This is a genomic window from Kribbella sp. NPDC051952 (assembly GCF_040680855.1).
GTDB lineage: Bacteria > Actinomycetota > Actinomycetes > Propionibacteriales > Kribbellaceae > Kribbella.
On record NZ_JBFAXQ010000039.1, the window covers coordinates 25,611 to 51,438 of the forward strand.

Here is a 25,828-nt window from a genome sequence, read left to right on the forward strand (position 1 = left end):
CCTTTCACCCGACGTGCGTGAACGCGAGCAAGTACGAGCACCCCGCAACCACGGGGTGGTCGATGAAGCGCGACAGCGCGCGCACCGGGCGGGTGGGAGCGGCCGCGCAGCACGCGGCGCAGGAGCGCGCGTGGGGCTCGCGTGGGGCTCTTCAACCCCCGCGTGAGCTCTCCCCGGTTCTTACGTGGCGAGGGAGAAGAGGGTGCTGGGGAGGATGGAGATTACGGCGGCTGTGGCGGCGCAGAGGGAGATCATGGCGACCGCTGGGGACTCGATGTCTACCGAGAAGGGGTCGTCGGCGGGGAGGCGGAAGAGTTCGGCGACCCAGCGGAGGTAGACGGCCAGGCCGATCATGACATTGAGGGCCATCACGATGGCCAGCCAACCCAGGTGAGCGTCGATAACCGCCTGGAACGCGGCGAACTTGGTGAAGAGACCCGCCAGGCCCGGCGGGAGACCGGCAAGGACGACCAAGAAGAAGATCAAAGCGGCCGCCAACCCCGGCTCGGACCGCACCATGCCGCGGTAGTCGGACAGCAGACCGCCCGGCCGGTAGCGCTGGACCACAGCGACCGAACCAAACGCCCCAAGCGTGACTACGACGTACGCCGCCATATACCCGACAACCGCCTGCGCATCGCCAACTGCAAGCGGCGCGAGCAAGAACCCGACCTGACCGATCGACGACCACGCCAGCAGTCGCACCGCCTCGACCTGGCGAAGGGCAGCGAGGTTCCCGACCGTCATCGTCACAGCCGCGAGGATCGCGACGACCGTTCGCAGCGACGACCCATCCGGCGCGACCCCGGCCGTCACGAGGACGAGCAGACCCGCGACCCCGGCCGACTTCGATACGACCGCGAGGAAGGCGGTGACCTCAACCGGCGCACCGACGTACGTGTCCGGCAGCCAGGCATGGAAGGGGACCGCCGCGATCTTGAAAGCGAACCCGACAATCACAAACAGCCCCGCCGCGAAAGCGACCCGCGACAGCGAAGGGTCCAACCCGGTCAGCCGATTAGCGATCGTGGACAGATACAGCGACCCAGTCACCCCGTACAGGTAGGAGATCCCGAACAGCATCACAGCGGTCGACAGCACCGACACCAGGAACGCCTTCAGCGCGCCCTCGGATCCACGCCGATCCCGCCGCAGCGCGACCATCGCGAAGCTCGGCAGCGACACGACCTCCAGCCCAATCACCATCGTCGCGAGGTCGCGCGACCCGGCAAGCACGGTCGCGCCGACCAGCACGCTCAGCAGGAGGAAGTGATACTCACCGATCGGGATATCCGAAGCCAACAGCCGGTACGCCGACAGCCCGACAACCCCAAGCCCGCCGATCAGCAGGACGGCCCACAGCCCAGCCGTCAACGGCTCGAACACCAGCGAACACTCCGCCGGCCCCTCCACCGCCGGCCGGCAGAACGCGGGCTTGAAGTCATCCCGCTGTGCCCACACGAACACCAGCCCGAACAGAATCACAGCACCCGTGAGCAGCGTGATCACCGTATGCCGAAGCTGCTGCGGAGCACTCCGCCAGAAGCCGTCGATCAACAGTACGGCGACAGCACCGATCGCCAGCACCAGCGGTACGGCGATCGCCTGCCAGTCGGTCCAGGTGAGCGTCACAGGGCACCCCACTGCTGCAGAAGGAGCCCCGGCCACACACCGAGGAGAACGGTCAGCGCGATCAACGGCGCCCAGGTGATCAGCTCGATCCGGCTCAGATCCACGGCGAACGCGGCCGCCGGATTCTCGGCCGGATCACCCTGACACAGGTTGCGCACCAGGCGGAGGAAGTACGCCGCAGTCAGCACAGTCCCGAGCCCAGCGATCACCATGAACACCAAATACGTTGTCCGAGGCAACGAATCAGCAGGGCGGTAGGAGCCCAGCAGCACCAGCATCTCGCCCCAGAACCCAGCCAGCCCCGGCAGTCCGAGCGACGCCAGGCAGGCGAACGTCAACAACGCCCCGATCCGCGGGAGCCGTGCGTACAAAGCCCGTCCGATCACCCTTAGATCGCTGGTGTCGTGCCGGTCCTTGATCGCACCCGCGAGGAAGAACAGCAGCCCGGTGATGATCCCATGCGCAATGTTCGCGAACAGCGCCCCCCGCATCCCAGCCGGCGACAGCGTCGCGATCCCGAGCCCGATGAACCCCATGTGCCCGACGCTCGAGTACGCGATCAGCCGCTTCACATCCGTCTGCGCCAAGCACGCCAGCGACCCGGCGATGATCGCGACCACGGAGAACCCAGCCAGGTATGGCGCGATCGTCACAACCGCATCCGGCAACACCGGGACCAGGATCCGGATCAGCCCGTACGTCCCCAGCTTCAGCAGTACGCCGGCCAGCAAAACGGACCCGACCGTGGGCGCCTTCGCATGCGCGTCCGGCAGCCAGATGTGCAGCGGCCACAACGGCACCTTCACCGCGAGCCCGACCGCGATCAGCAACGCGGCCGCGAGCGCGATCCCATGCCCGCCGCGCACCGGATTGTTGCTCAACTGAACGATGTCAAAAGTCCCCGCCTGCCGGTACACGAGCAGGAACCCAAGCAGCATCAGCGCCGACCCAAGCACCGTCATCAACACGAAAGTGTTCGCGGCCCGCTTCCGCCCGGCCGGGTCGTGATCGTCGCCCCAGATGTCGATGATCAGCCACATCGGGATCAGCACGATCTCGAAGCAGACGAAGAACAGCACCAGATCCATCGCCGAGAACGTGCCGATCACGCCGGCCTCGATCACCAGCAGCAGCGCGATCAGCGACCGGGTCCGCCCGATTCGCGGCGTGATCTTCAACGAGTACAGGCAGCACAGGAACGTCAGCAGCGCCGTCAGCACGATCAGCGGCATCGAGATCGAGTCCACCGCGACGTGGAACCGCACGCCGAGCGACGGAATCCACGGTACGTCGGTCACGGCCCGCATCGGCCGCGCGTTCTCCCCGATCACGTCACTGGACAACGGCGTATAAGCGAACCACCCCTCGGTCCGCGGCCAGAGCAGCAAAGACCCGATCAGCACGAGCCCCGAGACCACGGATCCGTACGACGCAGCGAGCCGATCACCGATCCCCGCCGGGGTCGCCCACAGGGCGAGCGCGGAGAGAATGGGCAGCAGCAGAATCCCCAGCAGGATTGCGTTCACGAGCCGATCACCCCAGCCAGCACAGCCAGCGCGACCACACCGATCACGGCCGCGGTCAGGTACGTCTGCACGTTCCCGGTCTGCAACCGGCGCATGCCCTGCGACACCAGCGTCCCGGTCCGTCCAGCCGCGCGCACATATCCCCCGATGACGTCTCGATCCCCCGCGACGGTCAAACGAGCCAGCCGGCTAATGGGTACGACGAACAGCCCGCCGTACGCCGCATCCACGCCGAACTCACGCTCCAGCACGACCGGCCGCGGATCCGCACCCCGCGACCACAGCGAGTACGCCGGCAGCGCACCGAGCAGGACGAGCGCGACCGACACCAGCCCGATCACCCAGTTCAGGTGGACACCATCGGCGTACCCGAGACCGATCGCGGCGAGCGCGAGCAGGATCAGCGGCGTGAGCATCACCCACGGCGCGTCCCGCAGCTTGGTCGTGTCGGGCTCGTCGAGGTCGGCGATCGCGGCGTCGTCGTCCTCGAAGGCCCCGACCGCACCGGCGAGCGCGGGCGTCCGGAAGAACACCCACAACCACATCCGCGTGCAGTAGAAGGCGGTCAGCGCAGCCGTCAGGCCAACCGATCCGAGCACGATCCAACCGACGACCGAGCCGTCGTGCCGCCCGTGCTCCCAGGCCGCCTCGAGGATCGTGTCCTTGGAGAAGAAGCCGGCAAAACCGGGTACGCCGGCCAGTGCGGCCAGCCCGACCGTCATCGTGATGAACGTGACCCGCAGCGCGTTCCGCAACCGCCCGCGCCGGGTGTAGCGACGCAGTACGACGAAAGCCGCGCTGCCAACCTGGTGGAGCAGCACACCGGCGCAGAGGAACAGTAGTCCCTTGAACGCGGCGTGCGTGACCAGGTGGAAGAGCGCTGCGTGCCGTCCTTCCGCCGTACCCAGGGAGAGTGCGGAGAACATGATCGCGAGTTGGCTGACGGTCGACCAGGCGAGCACCCGCTTCACCTCGACCGCGGCCATCGCGCAGAGGGCGGCGAAGAGCATGGTCACGCAGGCGATCACGGCGAGCACCGTCATCGTGGTCTCGGAGGCGGAGAAGACGTTGTAGAGCCGGGCGATCAGGAAGACGCCGGCGGCAACCATCGTGGCCGCGTGGATCAGGGCGCTGACCGGGCTCGGGCCGGGCATCGCGTCCGGAAGCCAGGTCTGCAAGGGAACCTGGGCCGACTTGCCGACCACGCCAACCAGCAGCAGGAGGGTCCCGGTGGTGAGTACGCCGGGCGAGATCGCGGCTGGGTCGAGCTCCGAGATCCGGAACGTCCCGGCACCAACACCGAGCACGAAGATGCCGAACAGGAATCCGACATCGCCGAGCCGGGTCATCAGGAACGCCTTGACTGCGCCGGACCGAGCGTCGCGCCGCTCCCAGTAGTGACTGATCAGCAGGTACGAACAGGCACCCATCACCTCCCACCCGATCAGCAGGAAGAACAGGCTATCCGAGACGACGACGGTCACCATCGCGGCCGTGAAGAGCGTGACGAGCGCGTGGTACGACGCGGCCCGCTGGTGCAGGTATCCGAGCGAGTAGACCTGGACGCAGGTCGCGATCACGCCGACGACCGCGAGCAGCAGGACAGTGAGATCGTCGGTCCGTACGGCGAAACCGATGGTGAGGTCGCCGACGGTCGAGTTCAGGAAATCAGCCTGGCCCGGGTCGGCGCCGTACAGCAGACCGGCCATCAAGATGATCAGTAGGGAGAAGCCGACGCCGGCCACCCGCCAGACGGTCGCGATCACGAGGCCTTCTCCGGCTCCACGGCGGCGTCCTGCTCGACCAGGTCACGTGCCGCGTCGGCGTCCACTGAGCCGTGGCCGCGGAAGAGCAGCAACACGATCGCCAGGCCGAGCCCGATCTCGGCCGCGGCCAGCGTGATGACGAAGACGGCCATCGTCTGGCCGGTGGCGTCGTTCACCCGCCAGGCGTCGAAGGCAACCAGGTTGAGGTTGACCGCGTTGAGCATCAGCTCGAACGACATCAGCAGCGTGATCGCGTTGCGGCGCGCAAGGACGCCGTACACGCCGATGCAGAAGAGTGCGACGGCCAGCAGGAGCGGGAGGATCAACGGCATGTCAGTCGTCCTCCGTCTTCCGCTGGGACAACGCGATCGCGCCGATCAGCGCGGCGAGCAGGAGAACGGACAGGACCTCGAACGGAAGCACCCAGTCCTTGAAGACCGCCGTACCGACGGCCCGTGCGGATCCGTCGTGAACCGGCTTGATCTTCTCGTTGCCGAAGGCAAGAATCACCCCGACTCCGAGGAGCACAGCCAGGACCGCCGCGACCGCGGCCGCGAACGGGCTGCGGCCGGTAGTTGCGCCGGGCAGTGGATTGGTCGGTGCCTTGGTCAACATCAGTGCGAAGAGGACCAGTACGACGATGGCGCCGACGTACACGAGAATCTGGACCAGCGCGACGAACTCGGCGTGCAGTGCGCCGAAGCAACCGGCGACGGCGCCGAGGGCAACGACCAGCCAGAGCGCTGCGTGCACGATCCGGCGAGAGGTGACGACGATGACGGCGGCGATGAGGGCGATGACTCCCGCAACGCTGAAGAGAACAGTTGTCACGCCTTGTCCTCCGGCGCAGGGGTGACGGTGGGGCCCGGGTCGATCGGCTGCGGTGCGGGGACCGTCCACATCCAGTCGCGGAGGCGTTCCTTCTCGTGGGTGAGGTTCCGCAGGTCGGTCTCGGCGTACTCGAACTCCGGCGACCAGAACAGCGCGTCGAACGGGCAGGCCTCGATGCAGATCCCGCAGTACATGCACAGGCTGAAGTCGATCGCGAACCGGTCCAGCACGTTCCGGCTGCGCTCGCGGGCCTGCTCACCGACCGACGGCGCGGTCTCGGTGTGCGAGTCGATGTAGATGCACCAACTCGGGCACTCCCGGGCGCACAGCATGCAGGAGGTGCAGTTCTCCTCCAGCAGCGCGATCACGCCCCGGCTGCGCGGCGGCAACTCCGGCTGGACATCGGGGTACTGCTCGGTGACGGACCGGCGGGCCAGCGTCTTCGCCGTGACCTTCAGCCCCTCGATCAACCCCTTGCCAGGTAACGCCACGCTCCCACCTCCCGTCAGTACAACCCTGCTTGCAGGAGACTAGTCGGTTCCGGCCCGATCCGGTGCGACCCGGCAGGTCAGAGTTCGCGCTCGAGGCGGGCCGCGACCTGGCGGTAGCGGCTGACCGGGATCAGGTGTACGCCGTCGAACGCGCCGGAGTCGCGGATCTTGAGAATCTGCTCACAGGCATGGTCGACGCCGGCGTCACGGTCCCGCTCGACGGCGTCGATCAGGGTCTCCGGGATGTTCAGCTGCGGCAGGGAGGCCAGGTTGTGGGCCATCTTGGCGGACGCGAGCACCATGACTCCGGCGTACACGGGGATGTCCAGTACGACGCTCTCCCGCCAGCGGAGCAACTCGTCCAAGTCATAGCTGACCTGGACGTAGAGGAAGTCCGCCTCCGCCTTCCAGCCCGGGACCGGCCGCAGCCGGGTGGCGGCGCCGACCTGGAACGGGTTGCAGCCCGGGTACGCCGTCTGTCGCGCCTGATCGATCATCGTCCGGACGGTGAGCTGGCTGGTCCGGGCGCCCTCGGCGGGGTCGTCACCGTGGACGAAGAGGAACTGCTCCACGCCGTACGCCGCGGCCGTCAGGAGGTCTCGTTTGAACCCGAGGAGGTTGCGGTCCCGCGAGTTGAGGCAGGCGATGCCGCGCGAGCCCATCGCCTGGACCTCGTTCGCGACCGCGACACTGGATACGGTCGCGCGGCCGATGTGGTTGTCGGGGATCAGGAACGCGTCCGCGATCGGGCTCATCACCCCGATCTGATGCCGCACCTTCTTCAGGTCCGGCCGCGTGGGCGGCTCCACCTCACAAACCAACTCAAATCCCGGCACGCGTCGGACCTTACTTAATCTTCGGCTGCTCCACCCGGACCGCTCAGGTGCTGGAATCCGATGTGGGAGTTTCGGCCGTTTCAGAGTCGTTCGCGGAGGAAGTTTTGTTCGGCCTCGTTGGAGGTCAGGTCGAGGGCTGTTGCGTAGGCGGCGCGCGCCTCGTCACGGCGGCCCAATGTGGTCAGGAGGTCGGCGCGGATGGCGTGGAAGAGGTAGTACGAGCCGAGGTCGAGCTCGTCGATCAGCTTGAGGGCCGCGGCTGGGCCGTCGACCTCGGCGACCGCGACGGCGCGGTTGAGGGCGACGATCGGGGTCGGCTCGATGGTCAGTAGGTGGTTGTAGAGCTGCAGGATCTGCCGCCAATCGGTCTCGTCGGCGGACGCAGCGTCCGAGTGAACGGCGTTGATCGCGGCCTGGAGTTGATACGGACCGGGCTGGTTGCGGCGGAGGCAACGACGTACCAACTCCTGGCCTTCGGCAATCAGCGCTCGGTCCCACAGGCCGCGGTCCTGGTCCGGGAGCCGGATCAGCTCGCCGGTCGGCGTGACACGCGCGGGGCGGCGCGAGTGCTGGAGGAGCATGAGGGCGAGCAGGCCGACGGCCTCGGGCTCATCGGGCATCAGTTCGACCAGGAGGCGGCCGAGGCGGATCGCCTCCTCGCTCAGTTCGTCACGGACGAGGCTTTCGCCGGATGAGGCGGCGTACCCCTCGTTGAAGATCAGGTAGACCACGGCCAGTACGCCGCGGACGCGCTCGGGCAGATCGGCTTCGTACGGGACGCGGTACGGGATGCCGGCCGCGCGGATCTTCGCCTTCGCGCGGACGAGCCGCTGCGCCATCGTCGGCTCAGGTACGAGGAACGCGCGGGCGATCTCGGGCGTCGTCAGCCCGCCGAGCATGCGCAGCGTCAGCGCGACACGAACGTTGAGGGCCAGCGCCGGGTGGCAGCACGTGAAGATCAACCGGAGGCGGTCGTCGTGCACGGCGCCCTCCTCCACTGGTTCGTCCTGCGCGTGCAACAGCGCCGCCTGGGCATGCTTGTCCGCCCGGGCCGACTCCCGCCTGAGACGGTCGATCGCCCGGTTCCGAGCGGTCGTGATGATCCACCCCGCCGGACTAGGCGGTACGCCGGACTCCGGCCACTTCTCGATCGCCGCCGCGAACGCGTCCTGTACGGCGTCCTCGGCGATCTCGAGGTCCCCGAACACCCGGGTCAGCACAGCAACCGCCCGCCCGTGCTCAGCCCGGAACACCCCGGCAACGTCCGGAGTCACGACTGCGACGGCCTGACCTCGATCGACAACGGACTCAACACCTTCGCCAACCGCCGCGCCCACCCCAACGCCGCATCAAGATCCTCCACCTCGATGACGGTGAACCCACCCAGATGCTCCTTACCCTCGGTAAACGGCCCATCCGTCACCAGCACCTCATCATTGGAAGCCTTCAAAACAGTCGCCGTCTCCGGCGGATGCAACCCCACCGCAAACACCCACACCCCCGCCGCCCGCATCTCCCCGTTGAGACTCTCCAACTCCCGCATGATCGGCCCCAACACCTCAGGCGGAGGCGGCGCCCCATCAGGCTGATAAATACTAAGCAAGTACTGACTCATCCCAACCTCCCGATCTCTGTCCTCACCCCTATACGAACCCCCCACCCCCAAATCGACAGGCAACGACACCCGATTCCGGTGATGGGACGGCGCGGCGACGCCGATTCAGAGGTATCAAGACGCCGCCGCACCGGGCAGGTAGGACACAACATCACTCGCCGCCAGGACCCGGGCACCGGTGAGCCTTTCAATGTGTTGCTTGATGCTCACAGGAGCTCCAAGCGCAGCAAGGTGGATCACGCTCGGAACGATCAGCGCTCGCGGTTTCTCGACCAAGGCCGCCTGTAGCAACATCTCGAAGGCTGCGGGCCAGGTCTCGATCACCTCGACGTACACGCCGCCAAGCCGGAGACCCGAGGCCTGGGCGAAGTGGCCGAGCCGCTCCTTCGTGCGATGCACTTCAGAGTCGACTACCAGCAGATGCCGCCGCATGTAACCGAGCGCCAACGGCAACTCAGGTCCGCCCACACCGTCGCTCAGGCAATCCTCGGCGGTACTCACTTCCTATCGGCCCTCGAGATCCCGCAAGATGTCCCGCACCATTAAGCCGGCAAGAACGGTGGTCGCGACCGTCAATACGAGCATTGCTGTATTCATTCGTCGACCGTAAGACGCTCCAATTTCTGAGCTCTACTAGGTTGCCGGATGTTGCGAGATCTCATCCTGCGCCTTGACGATCAACCTTCGTGCCTCGCGGCCGTAAACGGCGGGCTCTCGCAATGTGTCGAACATTCGTGCATAGAGCGCGATTTCTTGCGGTTGGCTCACCTCGATACTCGCCGTCGGCGTCTCCAACTTGACGAGCTTGTCATCGAACATCCAGAAACCGGCTGTACCGATCACTTCGCGGTCGACCGTCCTCGGCACGATCCCGAGCGAGATATTGGGCATGGTCATCACTGTCAGCAGACGATCGAGTTGGCCGGCCATCGCGTCCTGACGACCGAACCGTGTGTACAACGCAGCCTCTTCCAGTACGACGGCAAACGTCTTCGTGGTCTGGTAGAGGACGGCCTGACGCTGCATCCGTGCAGCAACCGACTCATCGAGATCGTTCTGGATGTTCAGGAAGCCGAACCAGAACGTCAGCATCGCCCGTGCGTAGCTCGGCGTCTGGAAGATGCCGGGGATCGCGTTGTGCTCATAGATGCGAAACTGCGCGGTGCGCTCGTAGAGCGGGATCGGCGAGAGCATGAGCTGCTTCATGCCAGAGCGGGTCCGATGACGGAACTCCATGTACATGGACTGAATCGACCGCGCCTGTGCGATCAGATCGCCAACCTGTTCCTCTGCCTCGCAGGCTGCGCACCACACCCGGATGTCCAGATCGGTTGGCGCCTGAACTCCGTTCTCAATCTTGCTGACGCGTGTGAAATGCCAGCCGGCCGCGGCGGCAAGCGCGCGACCGGTCAGGCCGGCCTCTCTGCGCAGTTCTCGGAGGCGGAGGCCGAGCGCCTCCTGTGCCTTCCTCGCCGCGCTATTCGGGCTTGTACTCACGGTGCGGGATGCCCAGCGCCCACACTTCGTCGAAAGCGGCCCTGCACAGATCGAGGTCATCCTGCTTGGTCGAGGTCTCGAGCGACGTGTTGAGTCCTGATCCTGCGTAGTGGAGGAAGATCACCAGCTCGTCATCGACGACGTAGCAGTCGTTGCCCGGCAACGCGATCGACGACACCAGCCGCCGCGGAACCCATCGGACGTCCTCGCCCGCTTCGACCATCGGTCCGAACACGCCGTAGACCCAACGCTGGTACTGGCTCAGCGGCTCGGAAACAATCTTCGCCCTCCGCACGCTGTGGCCATTCCGAACGTGCTCACGAACTGTCGCGCACCACTCCTGCAGCCATTCCAGATCGTCCGGCTCCCCTGCCTCCCATCTCGCGATATGCGGTATCTCTGTGGAAGTCCCGTACGAGTCACGGGTTTCGAGGTGAGCGACGCTCCGCTTCGCCGACGCGATGATCCCTTGAAACTCTTCGTACGTAAGCTCCGGCACGATCCTCCTACTTGAAGAACGGGATCATGCGATCCGGAATCTCAACGACGGTCTCACCTTCAGGCACATTCAACTGGGCCAGCGCCTCCGGATCGCTCACGACCCAGCCCTGCACAACCCAGCTACCACGATCTGTCTTGTACAGCGTCGGTGAATTGTCCGGCACGGAATCAGGATCACCGGCAACCAAAGCAAGGCGCATGATATCTCCCCAGGTGATTGCGAAATATTGCCGACCCCAAGTCTGTAGTTCCGCCCTGTTGCCGTCAACGGATGTTGCGAGATGTTGCGAGCAACAAGTCCTGTGACTGACTCGCGCGCGTCGGGGCCCGTGCACGCTGAGATCGTTGGCAGTCGGTGGCGGGTCACACGAACTGGGTTGCGTAACACGCCGTGGTCGATGGGCGATGTGGGTGGTCGGGGGGAGTTCGATGGGAAGGGATGCGTTCGTCGAGCGGTACGAGCGGCGTGCTGAGTGGCCGTTGACCTTGGCTGCTGGGGTGTTTCTGGCCGCCTACGCGTGGCCGGTGCTCGAGCCTGATATGCCTGACGCGCTTCGGCGAGCGTGCTCGATCGTGACGGTTGCGATCTGGGTCATCTTCGCCGGCGACTTCCTGCTGCGACTGGCCCTCGTACGGCGTCGTGTGGTCTTCCTGCGGACGCACATCGTCGACCTGTTGGTGCTGGCACTGCCGCTGCTCCGCCCGTTGCGGGCGCTGCGGGTCGTGACTGCGCTGACTCGGCTCAACCGTCGCGCCGAGTCCTCCCTGCGTGGGCGAGCGATGGTCTACGTGGTCGCCGGTGTTGGGCTGCTGGGATTCACAACCGCAGTCGCGGTGCTGGACGCGGAGCGCTCACGACCGGACGCGAACATAAGGACCTTCGGAGATGCGTCGTGGTGGGCCGTCACGACCATCACCACAGTCGGGTACGGCGACCGCTACCCGACGACGAACGCGGGCCGCATCGCCGGCGTCGGGCTGATGCTCGGCGGGATCGCGCTACTCGGCGTCGTAACTGCCGCCCTGGCCTCTTGGTTCGTCGAACACGTCGCCCGCGAGGAACGTGACGAATCAGACCTCCGCCGACAAATCCTGGCCCTCACCATCGAGGTACGAGCGTTGCGCACCGAGGTGGCCCACACACCTGAAGATCAAGCGAGTCCCGAGCCACCTGTCCACACCGATCCCACGCCAGAGCCCTCCGCGGCAACCCGGCTTCGACCATAGAGCCACGTCCTAGGAACCGGCCAGGGATCTGGTGCGTAATGGTGCGTATGTTGAAAAGGTTGTACGCAGGCGACGACGGAATCGCACGGTTCGAGGACTGGAAGCTTGAGTTCGGGCCCGAGGTACCGGGCGATCTGAGCGCGGCGGCCCCACTGCGCGCGTCGGCGGCGATGGTCGTCCGCACGACGGGACCCGGCGGTCACCCCGAACAGCCGGAAGCCGGCCGCCGCCTGGTGGTCATGCTGTCCGGCCACTGCGACGTCATCACCTCCACCGAAACGGTCTCGGCCAAGCCGGGTGATGTCCTCCTGGTCGAGGACACCACCGGCTTCGGCCACTCCAGCCACACCTCGACCGGCTTCGAAGCCCTGATGGTCGTGCTGGACTAGAAGCGCGGACGCCCGTCACTCACTAACTGGCCCGACGGATCGGGACGCGCGCTCAGCTCGTCTGCTCGGCGGTGAACCCAGCGGCTTTGGTGAGTGGTGCAGGTCCGACCTAGAAAACGGTGACGCCGATGCCGGTGAGGGCTAGTTGGGCGAGCGCCACCGGGACCAGGCCTTGCCAGGCGAGCTTCTGGAGCTGGTCGGCGCGGAGACGGGGGAACGAGACTCGGACCCAGATGACCAGGACCGAGACGAACGCGATCTTCACGATTGACCAGATCCAGCCGATCGACTCCGGGCCCGGGCCGCTCCAGCCGCCGAGGAAGAGGACTGAGGTCAAGGCGGCGAGGATGACGATCCCGGCGTACTCGGCGAGCAGGAACAGCGCGAACCGGAGGCCGGTGTACTCGGTGTACGGGCCGAAAATGACCTCGGAGTCCGCGACCGGCATGTCGAACGGCGGCCGCTGCAGCTCGGCCAGGCCGGCGATGAAGAACACGATCATCCCGGGCAGCTGCCAGAGCAGCCACCAAGGATTCCAGGCGTGGCCGATCTCGGTCAGGCTGAGCGAACCGGCGGCGACCGCGACACTCGCTGCGGCGAGGACGAACGGGAGCTCGTAGCTCATCAGTTGCGCCGCGACCCGCAGCCCGCCGAGCAGGCTGTACTTGTTCCCGCTCGCCCACCCCGCCATCAACGAGCCGAGCACCCCGATGCTCATCACCGCGAGCACGAAGAACAGCCCGGAGTCGAGGTCCGCCGCGACGATCCCCGGCGCGAGCGGGATCGCAGCAAGCGCGGCCAGATAGGGCAGCAGCGCGACGATCGGCGCCCACTCGAAGACACGCCTGTCGGCGGCGGCCGGGACCACGCTCTCCTTCTGCACGAACTTCACGCCGTCCGCGACCAACTGCGCCCAGCCGTGGAACGCACCGGCGTACATCGGGCCGAGTCGCGACTGCATGTGCGCCATCACCTTGTGCTCGGCCTGACCGACCAGCAACGGCGCCACCAGGAAGGCGACCAGGACGCCCACCACCCGCACCACGAACTCCAGCATGACCGCACCCTATCGAGTCCGGCTTGACCTGAACCGCCGTTGAGGTCGAAAGGTGGGTCGCGACACCGATCTCGAGGAGACTCAGATGACCACCGTTCTTGTCACTGGAGCCACCGGACGCGTCGGCCGGCACGTCGTGGCCGGGCTGCGCGCCGCGGGCGTGACCGTCCGCGCCCTCGTCCGTACGCCGAACCTCGCCGGCCCCCCGCCCGACGTCGAACTGATCCAGGGTGACCTCTACGACGTGGACGCCGTACGACGTGCTGCGGCGGAGGTGGATGCGGCGTTCCTGCTGTGGCCGTCGTTCGATGCCGCCGGGGCCGAGGACATCGTGCCGGAGTTGCCCCGGCGGGTCGTCTACCTGTCGTCGCTGAACGCGTCGTCGGGCGGGGTCTGGGGAGACGTCGAGGAGCTACTGCGGAAGGCGGACAAGGACTGGACGTTCATCAGGCCCGGCGGGTTCGCGGTGAATGCACAGGGATGGGCCCGGGAGTTTCGCGACGGTGATGTCGTCCGGCTGCCGTATCCCGAGGCCGGGCGGTCACTGATCCACGAGCGGGACATCGCGGCGGTCGCCGTACTCGCGCTACTGGACGACCACCACATCGGCCAGACCTACGAGCTGACCGGCCCAGAGGTACTCACACAGGCCGCCCAGGTCGAGACGATCGCGCGCGCCGTCGGCAAGGACATGCGCGTCGAAGGACTGTCCGGCGACGAGGCGCGCCAGGCGATGCTCGACCAAGGCGCCGACCAGGCGGTCGCCGACAGCGCCGTCACTTACTGGGCCTCGCTCGTCGACAACCCCGAGCCCGTCACGAACACGGTCACCCAACTCACGGGCCGCCCGGCGCTCACGTTCGCGGACTGGGCCGAGGAGCATGCGGACGAGTTCCGGCGGCTGTCGACCGCCGAGGTCGCGGACCGGTACGTCGCTGCCCTGACCGCCGGACGCGTCGACGAGGCGCTGGCGCTGGCCGCGACCGACTCGGTTCGCGTGGCACCACTCGAGACCGATGGGAACGAGGTCGAGGTCAAGGGGGTCCAGGCCGTCCTGGAGAACGCGCGCCGGGCGATGGTCGGCCGCGAGATCCTGGGTGTCGACATCCTCGGACCGCTGCTGTCCGACGACCGGTTCGCGGTCCGCTTCACCTTCGACCAGCGCGACACCGCGACAGGCCAGCGTTCACAGGTCACCAAGCTCTCCCTGTGCACGGTGGAGTCCGGCCAGATCACCCGCGAAGAGGTCTTCAACTACACCCCGCCTCACTCCTGAGGCGGATCAGCCGCCGGTGAGGGCTCGCTGGGCGGCGGGGGCTCGGCTTGTTTGCGGGTACGGCGTTCTGCTCCGGCGCGGCGAGGGCGGGCTGGCGTGGCTGCGGCCTGGGCTGGCGCGAGAGGATCCGGATCCGGGGAGCCGGGTGCGCGGGGCCCCCAGGTTTCAGGATCGGGGACGCCAGGCGGGAGGGTTCGGCGGCGGCTCGGCGCGCCCGCGGGAGCGTGGTCGGACTCGCCCGGCTCCTTCGCGCCGGGCCAGGGCTTGGCGACCCGCGCGGCGAGGATGAACTCCTTGCGGAGCGGGTTGCCCTCAAACCCATCGGGAAGCAGCAGCGGGATCAGATTCGGATGCCCCTCGAAGCTGATCCCGAACATCTCGAAGGTCTCACGCTCATGCCAGTTGGCACCGGCGTACAACTCGGACAGCGTCGCCAACGTCGGTTGATCGCGCGGAATCAGCGTGCGAACGAGCAGATGGTCGACATGCGACCCGCCCCAGAAGTCCGCGAGATGCGACACGACCCGGAACCCATCGGTGAGCTCGTCCGAAGCGCTCAGGAAGTCGAAGAACGTGAAGCCGACCGCGTCCCGCAGTACTTCGTGCGCCGCCACCCACGACTCCGCAGGTACGTCGATCACCGCCGGACCGAAGCTGTCCACGGATGTCGCGGCGATCCCGGCGCCGGTCAGCGCATTCAGGGCGTCATCACTCAAGGCGTCACCAGGCCGCGGTTCAGCGCCGCCGCGGACGGCTCGTCGTACCGCGACGTCATGTCCTCGCCGGCGATCTTCTCCTGCAGCTTGAGGATCCCCTGCAGCAGCGCCTCCGGCCGCGGCGGGCAGCCGGGCACGTACACGTCGACCGGGATGATCTGGTCGACGCCTTTGGTCACGCAGTACGAGTCCCAGTACGGGCCGCCGGAGTTCGAGCAGGAGCCGAACGAGATCACGTACTTCGGCTCCGGCATCTGGTCGTAGAGCCGCTTGATCGCCGGCGCCATCTTGTCCGTCACGGTGCCCGACACCACCATCAGGTCGGCCTGCCGCGGCCCGGGCGCGAACGGGATCACGCCCAGCCGGATGAAGTCGTGCCGGCCCATCGACGCCGCGATGAACTCGATCGCGCAGCACGCCAGCCCGAAGTTGAACACCCAGAGCGAGTACTTCCGGCCCCAGTTCAGCAGATACCGGACCGGCTCGGGAGCGAGTTTGGCCAGCGCACCAACAGCCGGCCGCACGGTCGGCATCCCCAGCTCCGTCTCGGACATGCGCTCAGCCTAGTCCGACAATCTCTTCGGCGAGGATCTCCGGGTATTCCAGCGGGGCGAAGTGCCCGACGCCGTCGACCAGCCGGAGCCGTACGTCGCTGAAGAAGTCGTCGATGCGGTCCGACCACATCCGCGGGAACAGCGGATCGAACTCCGGCCACAGCACCACCGTCGGCACACTGATCCGGTCGTACGACGCCGGCGCCGACTCGGCCGCCGACGTAGCCACCGACCCCGCACCCGCCCGGTACCAGTTGATCGATGCCGTGAACGCCCCCGGCCGTGAGTACAGCTCGACCAGATGATCCAGCTCCGGCTCGAATCCAGGCCCGGACCAGTGCGTCCAGAAGTGCTTCAGATAGGCGCGAACCGCGTCGGGCTTCCCATCGATCAGCTCCTCGATCACCGGCAGCCGATGGAACGCCTGGTACCAGAACTCCGCCTGCGCATGCTCGGAGAACACACGCTTCCCGATCCCCGGCAGTGGCGGCGCGACGACGATCCCTTCGATCAGCTCGGGCCGCGACCGCGCGATCCCTTGCGCGATCCGGCTGCCGACGTCGTACCCGGCGAGCACCGGACGCTCGAGCCCGAGCTCCTCCATCAGGGCAACCACGCTCCGCCCTTGCGCGGCAACGCCGTACTGCGAAGGGTCTGCGGAGAACCGGTCCGACTCGCCGAACCCCCGCAGGTCGGGCACCACCACCTCGACCCCGTGCTCGACCAGCATCGGTGCGAGCAGGCGGTAGTCGGTGCGGTCCCCCGGCCAGCCGTGCAGCAGGATCACCGCCGGTCCCTCGCCGGCCCGGTCGTACGCCAATCGGAACCCGTCCACCGCTTCGCTCAGCATGAAATTCATTGTTGACCACGACCCGGCCCGGGCCTACCGTGATTGAACAGGACTGAACAGGTCCATTCTTGGTGGGGAGACGCCATGGCCGACCAGCTCGAGGGGCAGCAGACCCGCGCGCTCGCAGTGGAGAGCAACGGGCTGAACGTGATCGCGGACGCGGATCGCAAGGGCAAGCCGAGTGACCTGTTCTGGCCCTGGTTCGGGGCGAACGTCTCCGTGCTGGGTCTGAGCTACGGCGCGTTCGCGCTCGGCTTCGGGATCTCGTTCTGGCAGGCGGTGATCGCCGGGCTGATCGGGGTCGTCTTCTCGTTCCTGCTCTGCGGGCTGATCGCACTGGCCGGTAAGCGCGGTTCGGCGCCGACGATGGTGCTCAGCCGGGCCGCGTTCGGTGTCCGGGGCAACAAACTCCCGTCGCTGGTGTCGTGGTTGCTGACGGTCGGCTGGGAGACCGTGCTGACGATCCTCGCGACGCTGGCGACCGCGACCGTGTTCGAGCGCCTCGGCTGGGGCGGTGGCAACGTGACGAAGGTGGTCGCGCTGGTCGTTGTCGGCGTACTGATCGTGGCCTGCGGGGTGCTCGGGTTCGACCTGATCATGCGGGCGCAGACCGTGATCACGATCGTCACCGGCGTACTCACGGTCGTCTACATCATCTTGGTTGCCGACCACATCCACTGGAGCACGGTGTCCGCGCTGCCGAGCGGTTCGACCCAGGCGGTGATCGGTGCGCTGGTGTTCCTGATGACGGGCTTCGGGCTCGGTTGGGTGAACGCGGCCGCGGACTACTCCCGCTACCTGCCGCGGCGGGCGTCGAGCAGTGGGGTGGTCGGCTGGACGACGTTCGCCGGGTCGGTGGCTCCCGTCGTACTGCTCATCTTCGGCCTCTTGCTGGCGGGCTCGTCGGCGGACCTGAGCAAGGCGATCGGGGCCGACCCGATCGGGGCGCTGGCCGGGGCGTTGCCGACCTGGTTCCTGGTCCCGTTCGTGATCGTCGCCGTACTCGGCCTGGTCGGCGGCGCGGTCCTCGACATCTACTCGTCCGGTCTGGCGTTGCTGTCGCTCGGTCTGCCGGTCAAGCGGTACGTCGCGGCCTTCGTCGACGGGCTCGTGATGATCGCCGGGACCGTCTACGTGGTCTTCTACGGCGGCGAGTTCCTCGGCCAGTTCCAGGGCTTCCTGATCACGCTCGGGGTCCCGATCGCCGCGTGGTGCGGCATCATGCTGGCCGACATCGCGAGCCGCCGGCGCGACTACGCCGACAGCGACCTCTACACCCCGACCGGCCGGTACGGCGACATCCGGTGGCTGCCGGTGATCACGATGATCGTTGCCACCGGCATCGGCTGGGGTCTGGTCACGAACACGCTGGCGGACTGGCTGACCTGGCAGGGGTACCTGCTCGGGCCGCTCGGGCTCGGTGGGAAGGAAGGCTCGTGGGCCTTCGCGAATCTCGGCGTACTGGTCGCGCTCGTGGCCGGATTCGTCGTACAGCGGTTCGCCGGAGTTGCCGCCGTCCGTGAGCAGGAGACGATCGCCCGATGACGTTGGCCCTGATCGATCTGCAGCGGATCTTCGCCGACCCGAAGTCCGGCTGGGCCACGCCGGAGTTCGACCGGGTGATCGAGCCGACCAAGCGGCTGATCGAGCTCTTCACACCGGACGTCGTGTTCACCCGGTTCGTGGCGCCGGCGAAACCGACCGGTGCCTGGGTGCCTTACTACGAGGAGTTCCCGTTCGCGCTGCAGCCGCCGGACGCGGACGACTACCAGCTCGTCGACGAGTTCAAGGGAGCTCGAACTCTGGACAAGACCACCTTCGGCGCCTGGGGTCCTGAGCTCGCGGCCCGGGCGGGTGCGCGGTTGGTGCTCGCCGGTGTGACCACGGATTGCTGTGTGATCAGCACGGCCCTCGCCGCGGTCGACGCCGGCATCCGCGTCCAGGTGGTCGAGGAGGCCTGCGCCGGCTCGACCGACGACAACCATCGCAAGGCGATCGACATCATGCGGCTGTACGCACCGATGCTGGAGATCGTCGGCATCGACCAGTTGTGATCATGCGAAACATGACGCTGAAGCACGAGCGGATCGCGGCGGTCCTCGGCCGGGAGATCCGTTCGGGCGTCGTACGGCGTGGTGCGCAACTGCCTGGGGAGGTCGAACTGGCGCGGCGATTCTCGGTCAGCCGGAATACGGTCCGTGCGGCTCTCGCCGTACTGGCTGAGGACGAGTTGATCACCACCCGGACCGGGAAGGGGTCGTTCGTCTTGTTCGACGGGCGGCCGTTGGACGGGCGTCTCGGGTGGACGCATGCCCTGTCTGAGCAGGGCATCGAGACCCGGATGCGGACCATCCGGATCGAGCTCGTCCGCGAGCCGGACCTGGCGTCCGTGGCCGGCCTCGACTCCCCCGAGGTGATCGTGATCGAGCGGGTCCGGCAACTTGCCGACGGTACGGCGATCTCCCTAGAGCGCAGCCGGATCCCGGCGATCACCTCGCTCCGCGACCTCCCCGAACGCGGGCTCGACCGCGGCTCGATCAGCACGACCCTGAACCGCGCCGGCCTCTACCTCGACCACTGCGAACAACGCCTCCGCGGCCGCCCCCTCACCCCACCCGAAGCCACCCTCCTCGGCCGCCCCCACGGCGGCTGGTTCCTCCACACCACCCGAACCAGCTGGACCGCCGACGAACGCTTCGCCGAACACGCCGACGAACTACTCGACCCCGAACACTTCGAACTGAACCTCTCGTACGGCACCTAGGCCTCTAGTGTCGCTTACGGGACACTAGTTGCAGGGTTTGAAGAAATCGGTGTAGTCGCCGAGCCAATCGGAATCCTTGTCATAGCTCAACGGCAGGCCGGTGGTGAGGATCGTGTTGTGGGCCCAGTTCCGGAACTGGGCTTTGGTGCCGTTGGACTGGTTGTTGATCCAGGAGTGGAAGGACTGCGTGTAGGTCTCGTCGGAGTACTCCCGGCATTCCTTCATCAGGTGCATCGTGCCGGTGAAGTTCGTGCCGTAGAAGGTGCACAGGTACAAGTACGGGCACCGGTTGTACGTCGGTCGCGCGGCTGCCGTCAGGTCCCGGACAGTCGCCTCGCCGGGCAACGGTACGAGCGTCTCGCCGCCGGCCCACTCGATCTTGTTCGCGGCGACCTGCTTGCCACCACTCGCCGCGAGCTCGCGATCGACGTTCGCCTGCAAGGTCCGCGCTTGGTCCATGGACAACCCCGCGGCCCGCGCCTGGTCGGCGAACGGATTCACCGAGCCCTCCGCCTGAGCCGGCCCACCCGCCGCGAACGCCAGCCCAGCCACAGAGGCCAGCGTCGCCAGGGCCACGATCAGCTTGCGCATATCTGTTCTCCCCTTCTCGATTCGGTGTCGAACACAGACACCTACGCTGCCGATCGCCACTGACGAGCCGCTGACGAAGCGCTGACGGGCACGCGGTGGTGTGCACTACTTGGGTGGTTGGAAGCCGCCGAGTTTCTGTTCGAGGAGTTCGGCCAGCCGTAGCGGGGTGCGGTCCTCGAACATCGGGCCGATGAGTTGCACGCCGACCGGTAGTCCCTCGGGGGACAGGCCCGCGGGGATGGCGGTGGCGGGGAGGCCGGGCATGGTGGCCAGGCCGGCCCAGACGAGCTGGTCGAGGTCGGGGTAGTCGACGCCGTCGATGTCGATCCGTCGTGCCAGCAGGTCGGGGGTGTGGTCGTGCGGGAACGCGGGCGTCGGTGTGACCGGGCAGACCACGACGTCGAATTCGGCGAACAGTTGCCGCCAGCCGTGCCGGTGGAGTTCGCGGCGGTTGTCTGCTGCCATCCAGTCGTGGTGGCTGAATTCCAGCGCGCGTAGCCGGGTGGCTTCGAGGCTCTGGTCGTCGGCGGGTAGTTCGGCGGCGCGGGTCCGTAGCTGCTCGAGCGATTCGGTGGGGAAGCGCGCCGGGGAGCTGGAGATCAGCAGTTGCGTGTAGATCGTCGCGGCCTCGGTGAGGTCGGGCAGCAGCAGACTGTGCCGTTCGACGTGGGCGCCGCCGTCGGCCAGGGCCGCGGCCACGCGGTCGACGCCGGCCCGTACGGCGGACCCGGTCGGGATGAGCGGATGCTCGTCGAGGACCAGGACCCGGAAGTCGCGGAGCGTTTCGTGGCGCGCCGGTGGCAGTGTCAGGTGGTAAGCGACGCCGAGGGTCAGCGGGTCCGGTCCGGCCATGACGTCGAGCAGGAGGGTGAGGTCGCGGGCGGTCCGTGCCATCGGGCCCACGACGGCGAGGTCGGGCTCGCACGGCAAAGCCGGCCCGGGCGGCGGGGTCATGCCGCGGCCGTCTGCCAGGCCGCGGGTCGGTTTGTGTGCGTAGATGCCGCAGAAGTGTGCGGGGGTACGCAGCGAGCCGGCGATGTCGGAACCGATCGACAGCGCGCCGAATCCGCACGCCAGTGCCGCCGCCGACCCGCCGGACGACCCGCCCGAGGTGCGTCCGTGATCCCACGGGTTGTTGGTGGTGCCGTAGATCTGGTTGGAACTCTGCAGACCCTGCAGGCCCAACGGCACATTGGTCTTCCCGAGCAGCACCGCGCCGGCCGCCTTGAGCCGCGAGACCTGTACGGCGTCTTCCGGTGGCACATAGTCCCGGTACTGCGGAATACCCCAGGTCGTGGGCAGTCCGGCAATGTCGTAGGACTCCTTGACCGTCACCGGAATACCGAGCAGCGGCCGGTCCTCACCACGCGCCCGCGCCCGGTCGGCATCACCCGCGGCGGCCCGCGCCCGGTCGAAGTCCCGAACACAGATCGCGTTGATCACCTTGTCTTCGCGCTCGATCCGAGCGATCGCCTCCTCGGTCAGTTCCACCGACGTCACTTCACCAACACGCAACGCGGCCACGAGCTCCTCGGCCGCCTGAAACTCCCTCTCCATAACCATGAAATCGACCGTAAAGGCACCACGTCGAGGCCATAAAATGCCGATTTGCGCCAGGCCGCCCGAGCTGCGCACAGGGACGGAAATGCAGGTGCTTGGGGCGGGGGGTTGGGTGAGACTTGGGTGATGGTTATGACGTCTCGGGCGGTTGTCGACTTGGTGGTGCGGTCGGTTTGTGGCCGCGAGGTCGAGTGTCTGGTTCCTCTTGCCGGTGGCGGGATGAACGAGACGTACCGCGCTGAGCTTGGTCGCGGGGTCGCTGTTGTCGTCCGGATCGCGCGGCAGAGTACGCCGTGGTTCATCGACGAGGCGCAGCTCATGACGCAGGCGCGTGCGGCAGGCGTTCCGACGGCGGAGGTGCTTGGCCTCGAGCATCTCGATCACGACGGCGAACTGCTGTCCTTCTCGATCCAGGAGTTCCTGCCGGGACGGTCCTTCGCGGAGCTGATCGGCGAGCTGCCTGCCGCTGACGTCGAGCGGTTGACCCTGGACGCCGGTGAGATTCTGGCGCGCGTACACAGCGTGGCTCCGGACGCCGGCATTCACCACGAGCTGCGGCTGCCCGACGAACCTGCGGTCGCCAGGATCACGCGCATCGTCGCGGAGACGCTCAACCCAGAAGCAGCCGCCGTCGTCGAGCGTGGTGCTGACTTCTTGCGCCACGAGATCATGACCCGCACGGCGCCCCCGCTATGGCTCGCCCAGGGCGACTTTCTGCCCAAGAATCTCCTGATCCACGACGGTACGGTCGTCGGCGTCATCGACTGGGAGTTCGCCGGTCCCGCGTCGCCGGCCTTCGACCTCGCCCGCTGGGAGGTGTCCGCCGGCGCACCCTTGAACGATCGCGCGGACCTACTGCACCGCGGGTACGCACGAGTCTCCGATCCCGAGACCGCAGCCGCGGGCCTCACGCCGGCCTTCGCCATCGACTGGATCCTCGAAATGCTCGCCTGGAAGAACCCTGCGACACCGGCCCAGTTCCAGCGCTGCGTAGACGTAATCGCCCGCTACACAACCCCTCAGCTTGGGCGACGGTAGTCGGTGACGGCTGGGAGTTTGTGGTAGCCGGCCGAGGCGTAGGCGGCTACGCCGGCGACGTTGCTCGTCGGTGTGCATACGGTTGCGCTGGACGAGCCCAGCTCCCGCAACGCGGCGGCCGCCGCCAGGGAGATCGCGGTGCCGTACCGGTGGCCGCGGTGGTCCTTGTGGACACCCAACGGCTCCAGCAGGCCCGGTCGTCCAGCCCCGGCCGACCACACCGTGGCCCCGGCGACCGCGGTGTCGTCCGCGTCGTACCCGATCAAGCACCGAGCCCGGCGGTACGGCGAGGCCGCGGCCATCACGTGCCAGCGCTCGAGGGTGAACGTCGAGTTGGGGAACGCGGCTTTGTTGACGGCGACCCGTACCGCAGCGGTCTGCGCATCGACGACCTCGATCCGGAGACCGTGGTCCTCCACCTTGTCGGTGAGATCGCGCCACAGCGGTGTCCACGACTCGTCCGCGGTCCAACCGCGTTGACTCAGCAGCTCTCGAAACGCGGTGCCGGCGCGAGCTTCGACACTCGCCGGGCCGGCGGGCAGCACCCCACGCTCCGGGTCCGACAGATCAGCCAGAAGCTGGTCGGCGAACGGTTCGTCGAGATCGACGCTCGGTGCGATCGCCATCCGGATCAGCCCCACACCGTCCACGAGACCAACCGCCAGGATCTCCCGGTCACGACGCCACACCCGAACGCCCTCGGCCATCGCCTCCGCGCCGAAGCGCCACTTCCATCCCAGGTCACCCGAGTGAAGCTGGACCGGCCCGCCCTCCTGCTGCCAGGACGCCACCGCCTCGACAACCTCGTCCAACGAGCCAGGGGTCGCAGTCTGCAGTGTGATCGACACGCCCCGATCTAACTCCACCTTGCCGCGCCACCGCACATAGTTTTCACCGCCCCAGACGCGCGTCCGGCTCCATCGGTGACCGGTACATTTGCCCGAAGATCGGCGCGGCGGAAAGTTTTTGGAACGGCTTGTCGATCCGTGGGCGGACCGTTCGACCTGAGGGTGCGCGGGCCGAGAAGCGGTCCCGTCGGACGAGGAGAACGCGAAATGTCGAAGTACATGCTGATCATGCGGGGCACCGACGAGTCGAACGCGGCGATGATGGCGAACGTCCAGGAGTTGATGGCCGCGACCCGCACGTTCCTCGAGGAGGCCGACAAGGCCGGCGTGTACCTCGGGGCCGAAGGACTGGACGACCCGAGCCTTGGCGTCGTGGTGCACTTCGGCGACGAGGCGCCGGTGGTGACGGACGGCCCGTACGGCGAGACCAAGGAACTGTTCGGCGGCTTCTTCCTGCTCGACGTCGCCTCGAAGCAGGAGGCGGTCGAGTGGGCCAAGCGGGTCCCGGCGGTGGCGGGGACCAAGATCGAGGTCCGGCGGGTGCCCGAGGAGGACGAGGTCCCGGACCAGAGCGGGGAGTTCGCCAAGGAAGGCGCCCGGCCGGACAGCCGCGGCCAGAACTGATGGATACGGCCGACGTCGAGGCGGTCTGGCGGATCGAGTCGGCGCGGATCGTTGCCGCGCTGACCCGGTTCACCGGGGATTTCGGGTTGGCCGAGGATGCGGCCCAGGAGGCGGTGGCCGAGGCGCTGGTGTCCTGGCCGCACACTGCCCCGGCCGATCCGGCCGGCTGGCTGATGGCTACGGCCCGGCGGCGGGCGATCGACGCGATCCGCCGCCGGACCAACCTGAAAGACAAGTACGCCCTGATGGCGGCCGCCCCGGCGGTGGTCGAGGACGAGATCGACCCCAACCGGATCGACGACGACGTACTGGCGTTGATGTTCATCAGCTGCCACCCGGTGCTCTCCCGCGAGGCCCGGGTGGCGCTGACCTTGCGCGTGGTCGGCGGCCTGTCGAGCGAGGAGATCGCCCGCGCGTTCCTCGTGTCAGTGCCGACCGTGCAGGCTCGCATCACCCGGGGCAAGAAGACGATCGCGGCGGCCGGGGTCCCGTTCGAGCTGCCGGCGGCGGCCGAGCGCCGGGAGCGGTTGGGCGGCGTACTCAGCGTCATCTACGTGATCTTCACCGAGGGGTCGACCGCAACGTCGGGCGATCGGCTTGTACGGCGGGACCTTGCGTACGAGGCGATCCGACTGGCCCGCACGTTGGCTGCGCTGCAACCGGACGAGCCGGAGGTGCACGGTCTGCTCGCGTTGTGCGAACTGACGGCCGCGCGCTTCCCGGCTCGGACCGGCCCGGACGGCACGCCGGTCCTGCTGGAGGACCAGGACCGGCAGCGGTGGGACTACTCCGCGATTCGCCGTGGGATGGCCGCACTGGTCAAGGCCTCGCCCCGCGGTCTCGGGCCCTACGGTCTGCAGGCCGCGATCGCAGCCGCCCACGCGTCGGCGCCCTCGGTCGAGGAGACCGACTGGGACCGGATCGTCGTGCTGTACGAGGCGCTCGGCCGGGTCGCACCCTCGCCCGTCGTCGAACTCAACCGTGCCGTCGCCGTGGCCATGGCCTCCGGCCCGGCGCAGGCCCTGGCGATTGTCGACGAGCTGATCGCCATGGATCGGCTCCCCGGCTCGCACCTGGTCCCGACCGTACGCGGCGAACTACTGACCCGCCTCGGCCGCCGACCGGAAGCCCGCGCCGAGCTCGAGTTAGCGGCCCGCCTATGTACCAACCAACGCGAACGCACAGTCCTAGAACGCAAAGCCGCCGCCCTGGCCTAGGGGCTCGCGTAACAGGTTGCGGTTGCCTAGCGCGTGGGCGTGAGCGCTAAGGCATTGGTTGCCTCCGGCATAGGGATATGTGCCGATGTGGGGGTGGTCCTCAGGAGCGCACTGTCTATCCATCAGACAAGCTCCCGGAGGAGAGATCATGTTCTTCTACTCACCCGACTCACTCCAGGCCGAGATCCGCTACCGGCAGGACCGTCTCCGGCGTGAGTTCCAGCGCCCGGCCTGGTTCCGGCGCAAGCCCAAGCGGGAGGCTCCCGTGCCTTGCCCGCCCGAGCTGCGTGCCCGACCCGCGATGTGATCGCGCGAGGACCCCCAGTCCACTCTCCCCCTGGCGCGACCGGCTCTCCCCACTCGCTCGCGATCGCCCAGCACACCGTGCCCGACGAACAGCAGGTGACAGCCCGGACCGAGGC

At 67.5% G+C, this 25,828-nt stretch carries 29 protein-coding genes and 1 pseudogene; 10 read left to right on the plus strand and 20 right to left on the minus strand.

Annotated elements, in window-relative coordinates; translation table 11 throughout:
* Positions 1–180: 180 nt before the first annotated feature.
* From AB0L70_RS38780 to AB0L70_RS38840, 13 genes and pseudogenes are all read right to left on the minus strand, one after another.
* Complete coding sequence (locus AB0L70_RS38780; protein ID WP_363691886.1) at positions 181–1,632, minus strand: NADH-quinone oxidoreductase subunit N; 1,452 nt, start codon at positions 1,630–1,632, stop codon at positions 181–183.
* Positions 1,629–3,158 carry an NADH-quinone oxidoreductase subunit M gene (locus tag AB0L70_RS38785; protein ID WP_363691887.1) on the minus strand — a complete coding sequence of 510 codons (1,530 nt, stop codon included), beginning with the start codon at positions 3,156–3,158 and terminating at the stop codon, positions 1,629–1,631. Before AB0L70_RS38785 ends, AB0L70_RS38780 begins: the two co-directional genes overlap by 4 nt.
* Positions 3,155–4,924 (minus strand): NADH-quinone oxidoreductase subunit L, encoded by a 1,770-nt coding sequence (locus AB0L70_RS38790; RefSeq protein ID WP_363691888.1) that lies wholly within the window; start codon positions 4,922–4,924, stop codon positions 3,155–3,157. Before AB0L70_RS38790 ends, AB0L70_RS38785 begins: the two co-directional genes overlap by 4 nt.
* The gene (gene nuoK / locus AB0L70_RS38795) at positions 4,921–5,256 is read right to left on the minus strand and encodes an NADH-quinone oxidoreductase subunit NuoK (protein WP_363691889.1); all 336 of its coding nucleotides are present in this window, start codon (positions 5,254–5,256) and stop codon (positions 4,921–4,923) included. The genes AB0L70_RS38790 and nuoK overlap by 4 nt, the downstream gene beginning before the upstream one ends.
* A 1-nt stretch (position 5,257) precedes the next feature.
* Positions 5,258–5,755 (minus strand): NADH-quinone oxidoreductase subunit J, encoded by a 498-nt coding sequence (locus AB0L70_RS38800; protein ID WP_363691890.1) that lies wholly within the window; start codon positions 5,753–5,755, stop codon positions 5,258–5,260.
* Between the two features lie 134 nt (positions 5,756–5,889).
* Positions 5,890–6,123: pseudogene (locus AB0L70_RS38805) on the minus strand (4Fe-4S binding protein); the annotation flags it as partial.
* A gap of 200 nt (positions 6,124–6,323) precedes the next feature.
* Positions 6,324–7,055, minus strand: a complete 732-nt coding sequence (locus AB0L70_RS38810; RefSeq protein WP_363691891.1) for a methylenetetrahydrofolate reductase — start codon at positions 7,053–7,055, stop codon at positions 6,324–6,326.
* Positions 7,056–7,162: 107 nt separating this feature from the next.
* On the minus strand, positions 7,163–8,356 hold the full coding sequence (locus AB0L70_RS38815; RefSeq protein ID WP_363691892.1) for an RNA polymerase sigma factor: 1,194 nt from the start codon (positions 8,354–8,356) through the stop codon (positions 7,163–7,165).
* Entirely contained in the window at positions 8,353–8,625 is a 273-nt protein-coding gene (locus AB0L70_RS38820; protein ID WP_363691893.1) for a YciI family protein, read from the minus strand. The genes AB0L70_RS38815 and AB0L70_RS38820 overlap by 4 nt, the downstream gene beginning before the upstream one ends.
* A 186-nt stretch (positions 8,626–8,811) precedes the next feature.
* Positions 8,812–9,150, minus strand: coding sequence for a hypothetical protein (locus tag AB0L70_RS38825; RefSeq protein ID WP_363691894.1), 339 nt, complete (start codon positions 9,148–9,150; stop codon positions 8,812–8,814).
* 180 nt (positions 9,151–9,330) lie between these two features.
* On the minus strand, positions 9,331–10,194 hold the full coding sequence (locus AB0L70_RS38830; protein ID WP_363691895.1) for a helix-turn-helix transcriptional regulator: 864 nt from the start codon (positions 10,192–10,194) through the stop codon (positions 9,331–9,333).
* The gene (locus tag AB0L70_RS38835; RefSeq protein ID WP_363691896.1) at positions 10,175–10,693 is read right to left on the minus strand and encodes a DUF6879 family protein; all 519 of its coding nucleotides are present in this window, start codon (positions 10,691–10,693) and stop codon (positions 10,175–10,177) included. Before AB0L70_RS38835 ends, AB0L70_RS38830 begins: the two co-directional genes overlap by 20 nt.
* Before the next feature lie 7 nt (positions 10,694–10,700).
* Entirely contained in the window at positions 10,701–10,895 is a 195-nt protein-coding gene (locus AB0L70_RS38840; RefSeq protein ID WP_363691897.1) for a hypothetical protein, read from the minus strand.
* Positions 10,896–11,124: 229 nt separating this feature from the next.
* Between AB0L70_RS38840 and AB0L70_RS38845 the strand changes: the two genes are divergently transcribed.
* Positions 11,125–11,922 (plus strand): potassium channel family protein, encoded by a 798-nt coding sequence (locus AB0L70_RS38845; protein ID WP_363691898.1) that lies wholly within the window; start codon positions 11,125–11,127, stop codon positions 11,920–11,922.
* A gap of 47 nt (positions 11,923–11,969) precedes the next feature.
* Positions 11,970–12,311, plus strand: coding sequence for a hypothetical protein (locus tag AB0L70_RS38850; protein ID WP_363691899.1), 342 nt, complete (start codon positions 11,970–11,972; stop codon positions 12,309–12,311).
* Between the two features lie 109 nt (positions 12,312–12,420).
* On the opposite strand, the gene AB0L70_RS38855 is transcribed toward AB0L70_RS38850, so the two are convergent.
* Positions 12,421–13,368 (minus strand): complex I subunit 1 family protein, encoded by a 948-nt coding sequence (locus AB0L70_RS38855; protein WP_363691900.1) that lies wholly within the window; start codon positions 13,366–13,368, stop codon positions 12,421–12,423.
* Positions 13,369–13,453: 85 nt separating this feature from the next.
* Between AB0L70_RS38855 and AB0L70_RS38860 the strand changes: the two genes are divergently transcribed.
* On the plus strand, positions 13,454–14,644 hold the full coding sequence (locus tag AB0L70_RS38860; protein ID WP_363691901.1) for an NAD(P)H-binding protein: 1,191 nt from the start codon (positions 13,454–13,456) through the stop codon (positions 14,642–14,644).
* On the opposite strand, the gene AB0L70_RS38865 is transcribed toward AB0L70_RS38860, so the two are convergent.
* From AB0L70_RS38865 to AB0L70_RS38875, 3 genes are read right to left on the minus strand one after another with little or no spacing between them, the layout of a single operon-like run.
* Positions 14,635–15,360: an NADH-quinone oxidoreductase subunit C gene (locus AB0L70_RS38865; protein WP_363691902.1), complete on the minus strand. Its 726-nt coding sequence runs from the start codon at positions 15,358–15,360 to the stop codon at positions 14,635–14,637. The two genes, AB0L70_RS38860 and AB0L70_RS38865, sit on opposite strands and share 10 nt — an antisense overlap.
* The gene (locus tag AB0L70_RS38870) at positions 15,357–15,914 is read right to left on the minus strand and encodes an NADH-quinone oxidoreductase subunit B family protein (protein ID WP_363691903.1); all 558 of its coding nucleotides are present in this window, start codon (positions 15,912–15,914) and stop codon (positions 15,357–15,359) included. Before AB0L70_RS38870 ends, AB0L70_RS38865 begins: the two co-directional genes overlap by 4 nt.
* A gap of 4 nt (positions 15,915–15,918) precedes the next feature.
* On the minus strand, positions 15,919–16,764 hold the full coding sequence (locus AB0L70_RS38875; protein WP_363691904.1) for an alpha/beta hydrolase: 846 nt from the start codon (positions 16,762–16,764) through the stop codon (positions 15,919–15,921).
* An 84-nt stretch (positions 16,765–16,848) separates the two neighbouring features.
* Between AB0L70_RS38875 and AB0L70_RS38880 the strand changes: the two genes are divergently transcribed.
* Genes AB0L70_RS38880 through AB0L70_RS38890 form a run of 3 tightly spaced genes read left to right on the plus strand, consistent with a single transcriptional unit; the run spans position 16,849 to position 19,528 of the window.
* The gene (locus AB0L70_RS38880; protein WP_363691905.1) at positions 16,849–18,309 is read left to right on the plus strand and encodes a cytosine permease; all 1,461 of its coding nucleotides are present in this window, start codon (positions 16,849–16,851) and stop codon (positions 18,307–18,309) included.
* The gene (locus tag AB0L70_RS38885; RefSeq protein ID WP_363691906.1) at positions 18,306–18,818 is read left to right on the plus strand and encodes a cysteine hydrolase; all 513 of its coding nucleotides are present in this window, start codon (positions 18,306–18,308) and stop codon (positions 18,816–18,818) included. Before AB0L70_RS38880 ends, AB0L70_RS38885 begins: the two co-directional genes overlap by 4 nt.
* Before the next feature lie 11 nt (positions 18,819–18,829).
* Positions 18,830–19,528, plus strand: coding sequence for a GntR family transcriptional regulator (locus AB0L70_RS38890; protein ID WP_363691907.1), 699 nt, complete (start codon positions 18,830–18,832; stop codon positions 19,526–19,528).
* 24 nt (positions 19,529–19,552) lie between these two features.
* On the opposite strand, the gene AB0L70_RS38895 is transcribed toward AB0L70_RS38890, so the two are convergent.
* The gene (locus AB0L70_RS38895; protein WP_363691908.1) at positions 19,553–20,119 is read right to left on the minus strand and encodes a peptidase inhibitor family I36 protein; all 567 of its coding nucleotides are present in this window, start codon (positions 20,117–20,119) and stop codon (positions 19,553–19,555) included.
* Between the two features lie 105 nt (positions 20,120–20,224).
* Complete coding sequence (locus AB0L70_RS38900) at positions 20,225–21,682, minus strand: amidase (protein ID WP_363691909.1); 1,458 nt, start codon at positions 21,680–21,682, stop codon at positions 20,225–20,227.
* 129 nt (positions 21,683–21,811) lie between these two features.
* Between AB0L70_RS38900 and AB0L70_RS38905 the strand changes: the two genes are divergently transcribed.
* Complete coding sequence (locus tag AB0L70_RS38905) at positions 21,812–22,717, plus strand: phosphotransferase (RefSeq protein ID WP_363691910.1); 906 nt, start codon at positions 21,812–21,814, stop codon at positions 22,715–22,717.
* Here the strand turns inward: AB0L70_RS38905 and AB0L70_RS38910 are convergent.
* Complete coding sequence (locus tag AB0L70_RS38910; protein ID WP_363691911.1) at positions 22,699–23,565, minus strand: GNAT family N-acetyltransferase; 867 nt, start codon at positions 23,563–23,565, stop codon at positions 22,699–22,701. The two genes, AB0L70_RS38905 and AB0L70_RS38910, sit on opposite strands and share 19 nt — an antisense overlap.
* 207 nt (positions 23,566–23,772) lie before the next feature.
* On the opposite strand from AB0L70_RS38910, the gene AB0L70_RS38915 reads away from it, so the two are divergent.
* From AB0L70_RS38915 to AB0L70_RS38925, 3 genes are all read left to right on the plus strand, one after another.
* Positions 23,773–24,189 carry a YciI family protein gene (locus tag AB0L70_RS38915; RefSeq protein ID WP_363691912.1) on the plus strand — a complete coding sequence of 139 codons (417 nt, stop codon included), beginning with the start codon at positions 23,773–23,775 and terminating at the stop codon, positions 24,187–24,189.
* Entirely contained in the window at positions 24,189–25,406 is a 1,218-nt protein-coding gene (locus AB0L70_RS38920) for a DUF6596 domain-containing protein (protein ID WP_363691913.1), read from the plus strand. The genes AB0L70_RS38915 and AB0L70_RS38920 overlap by 1 nt, the downstream gene beginning before the upstream one ends.
* Before the next feature lie 148 nt (positions 25,407–25,554).
* Positions 25,555–25,713, plus strand: a complete 159-nt coding sequence (locus tag AB0L70_RS38925; protein ID WP_363691914.1) for a hypothetical protein — start codon at positions 25,555–25,557, stop codon at positions 25,711–25,713.
* The last annotated feature ends 115 nt before the right edge of the window (positions 25,714–25,828 follow it).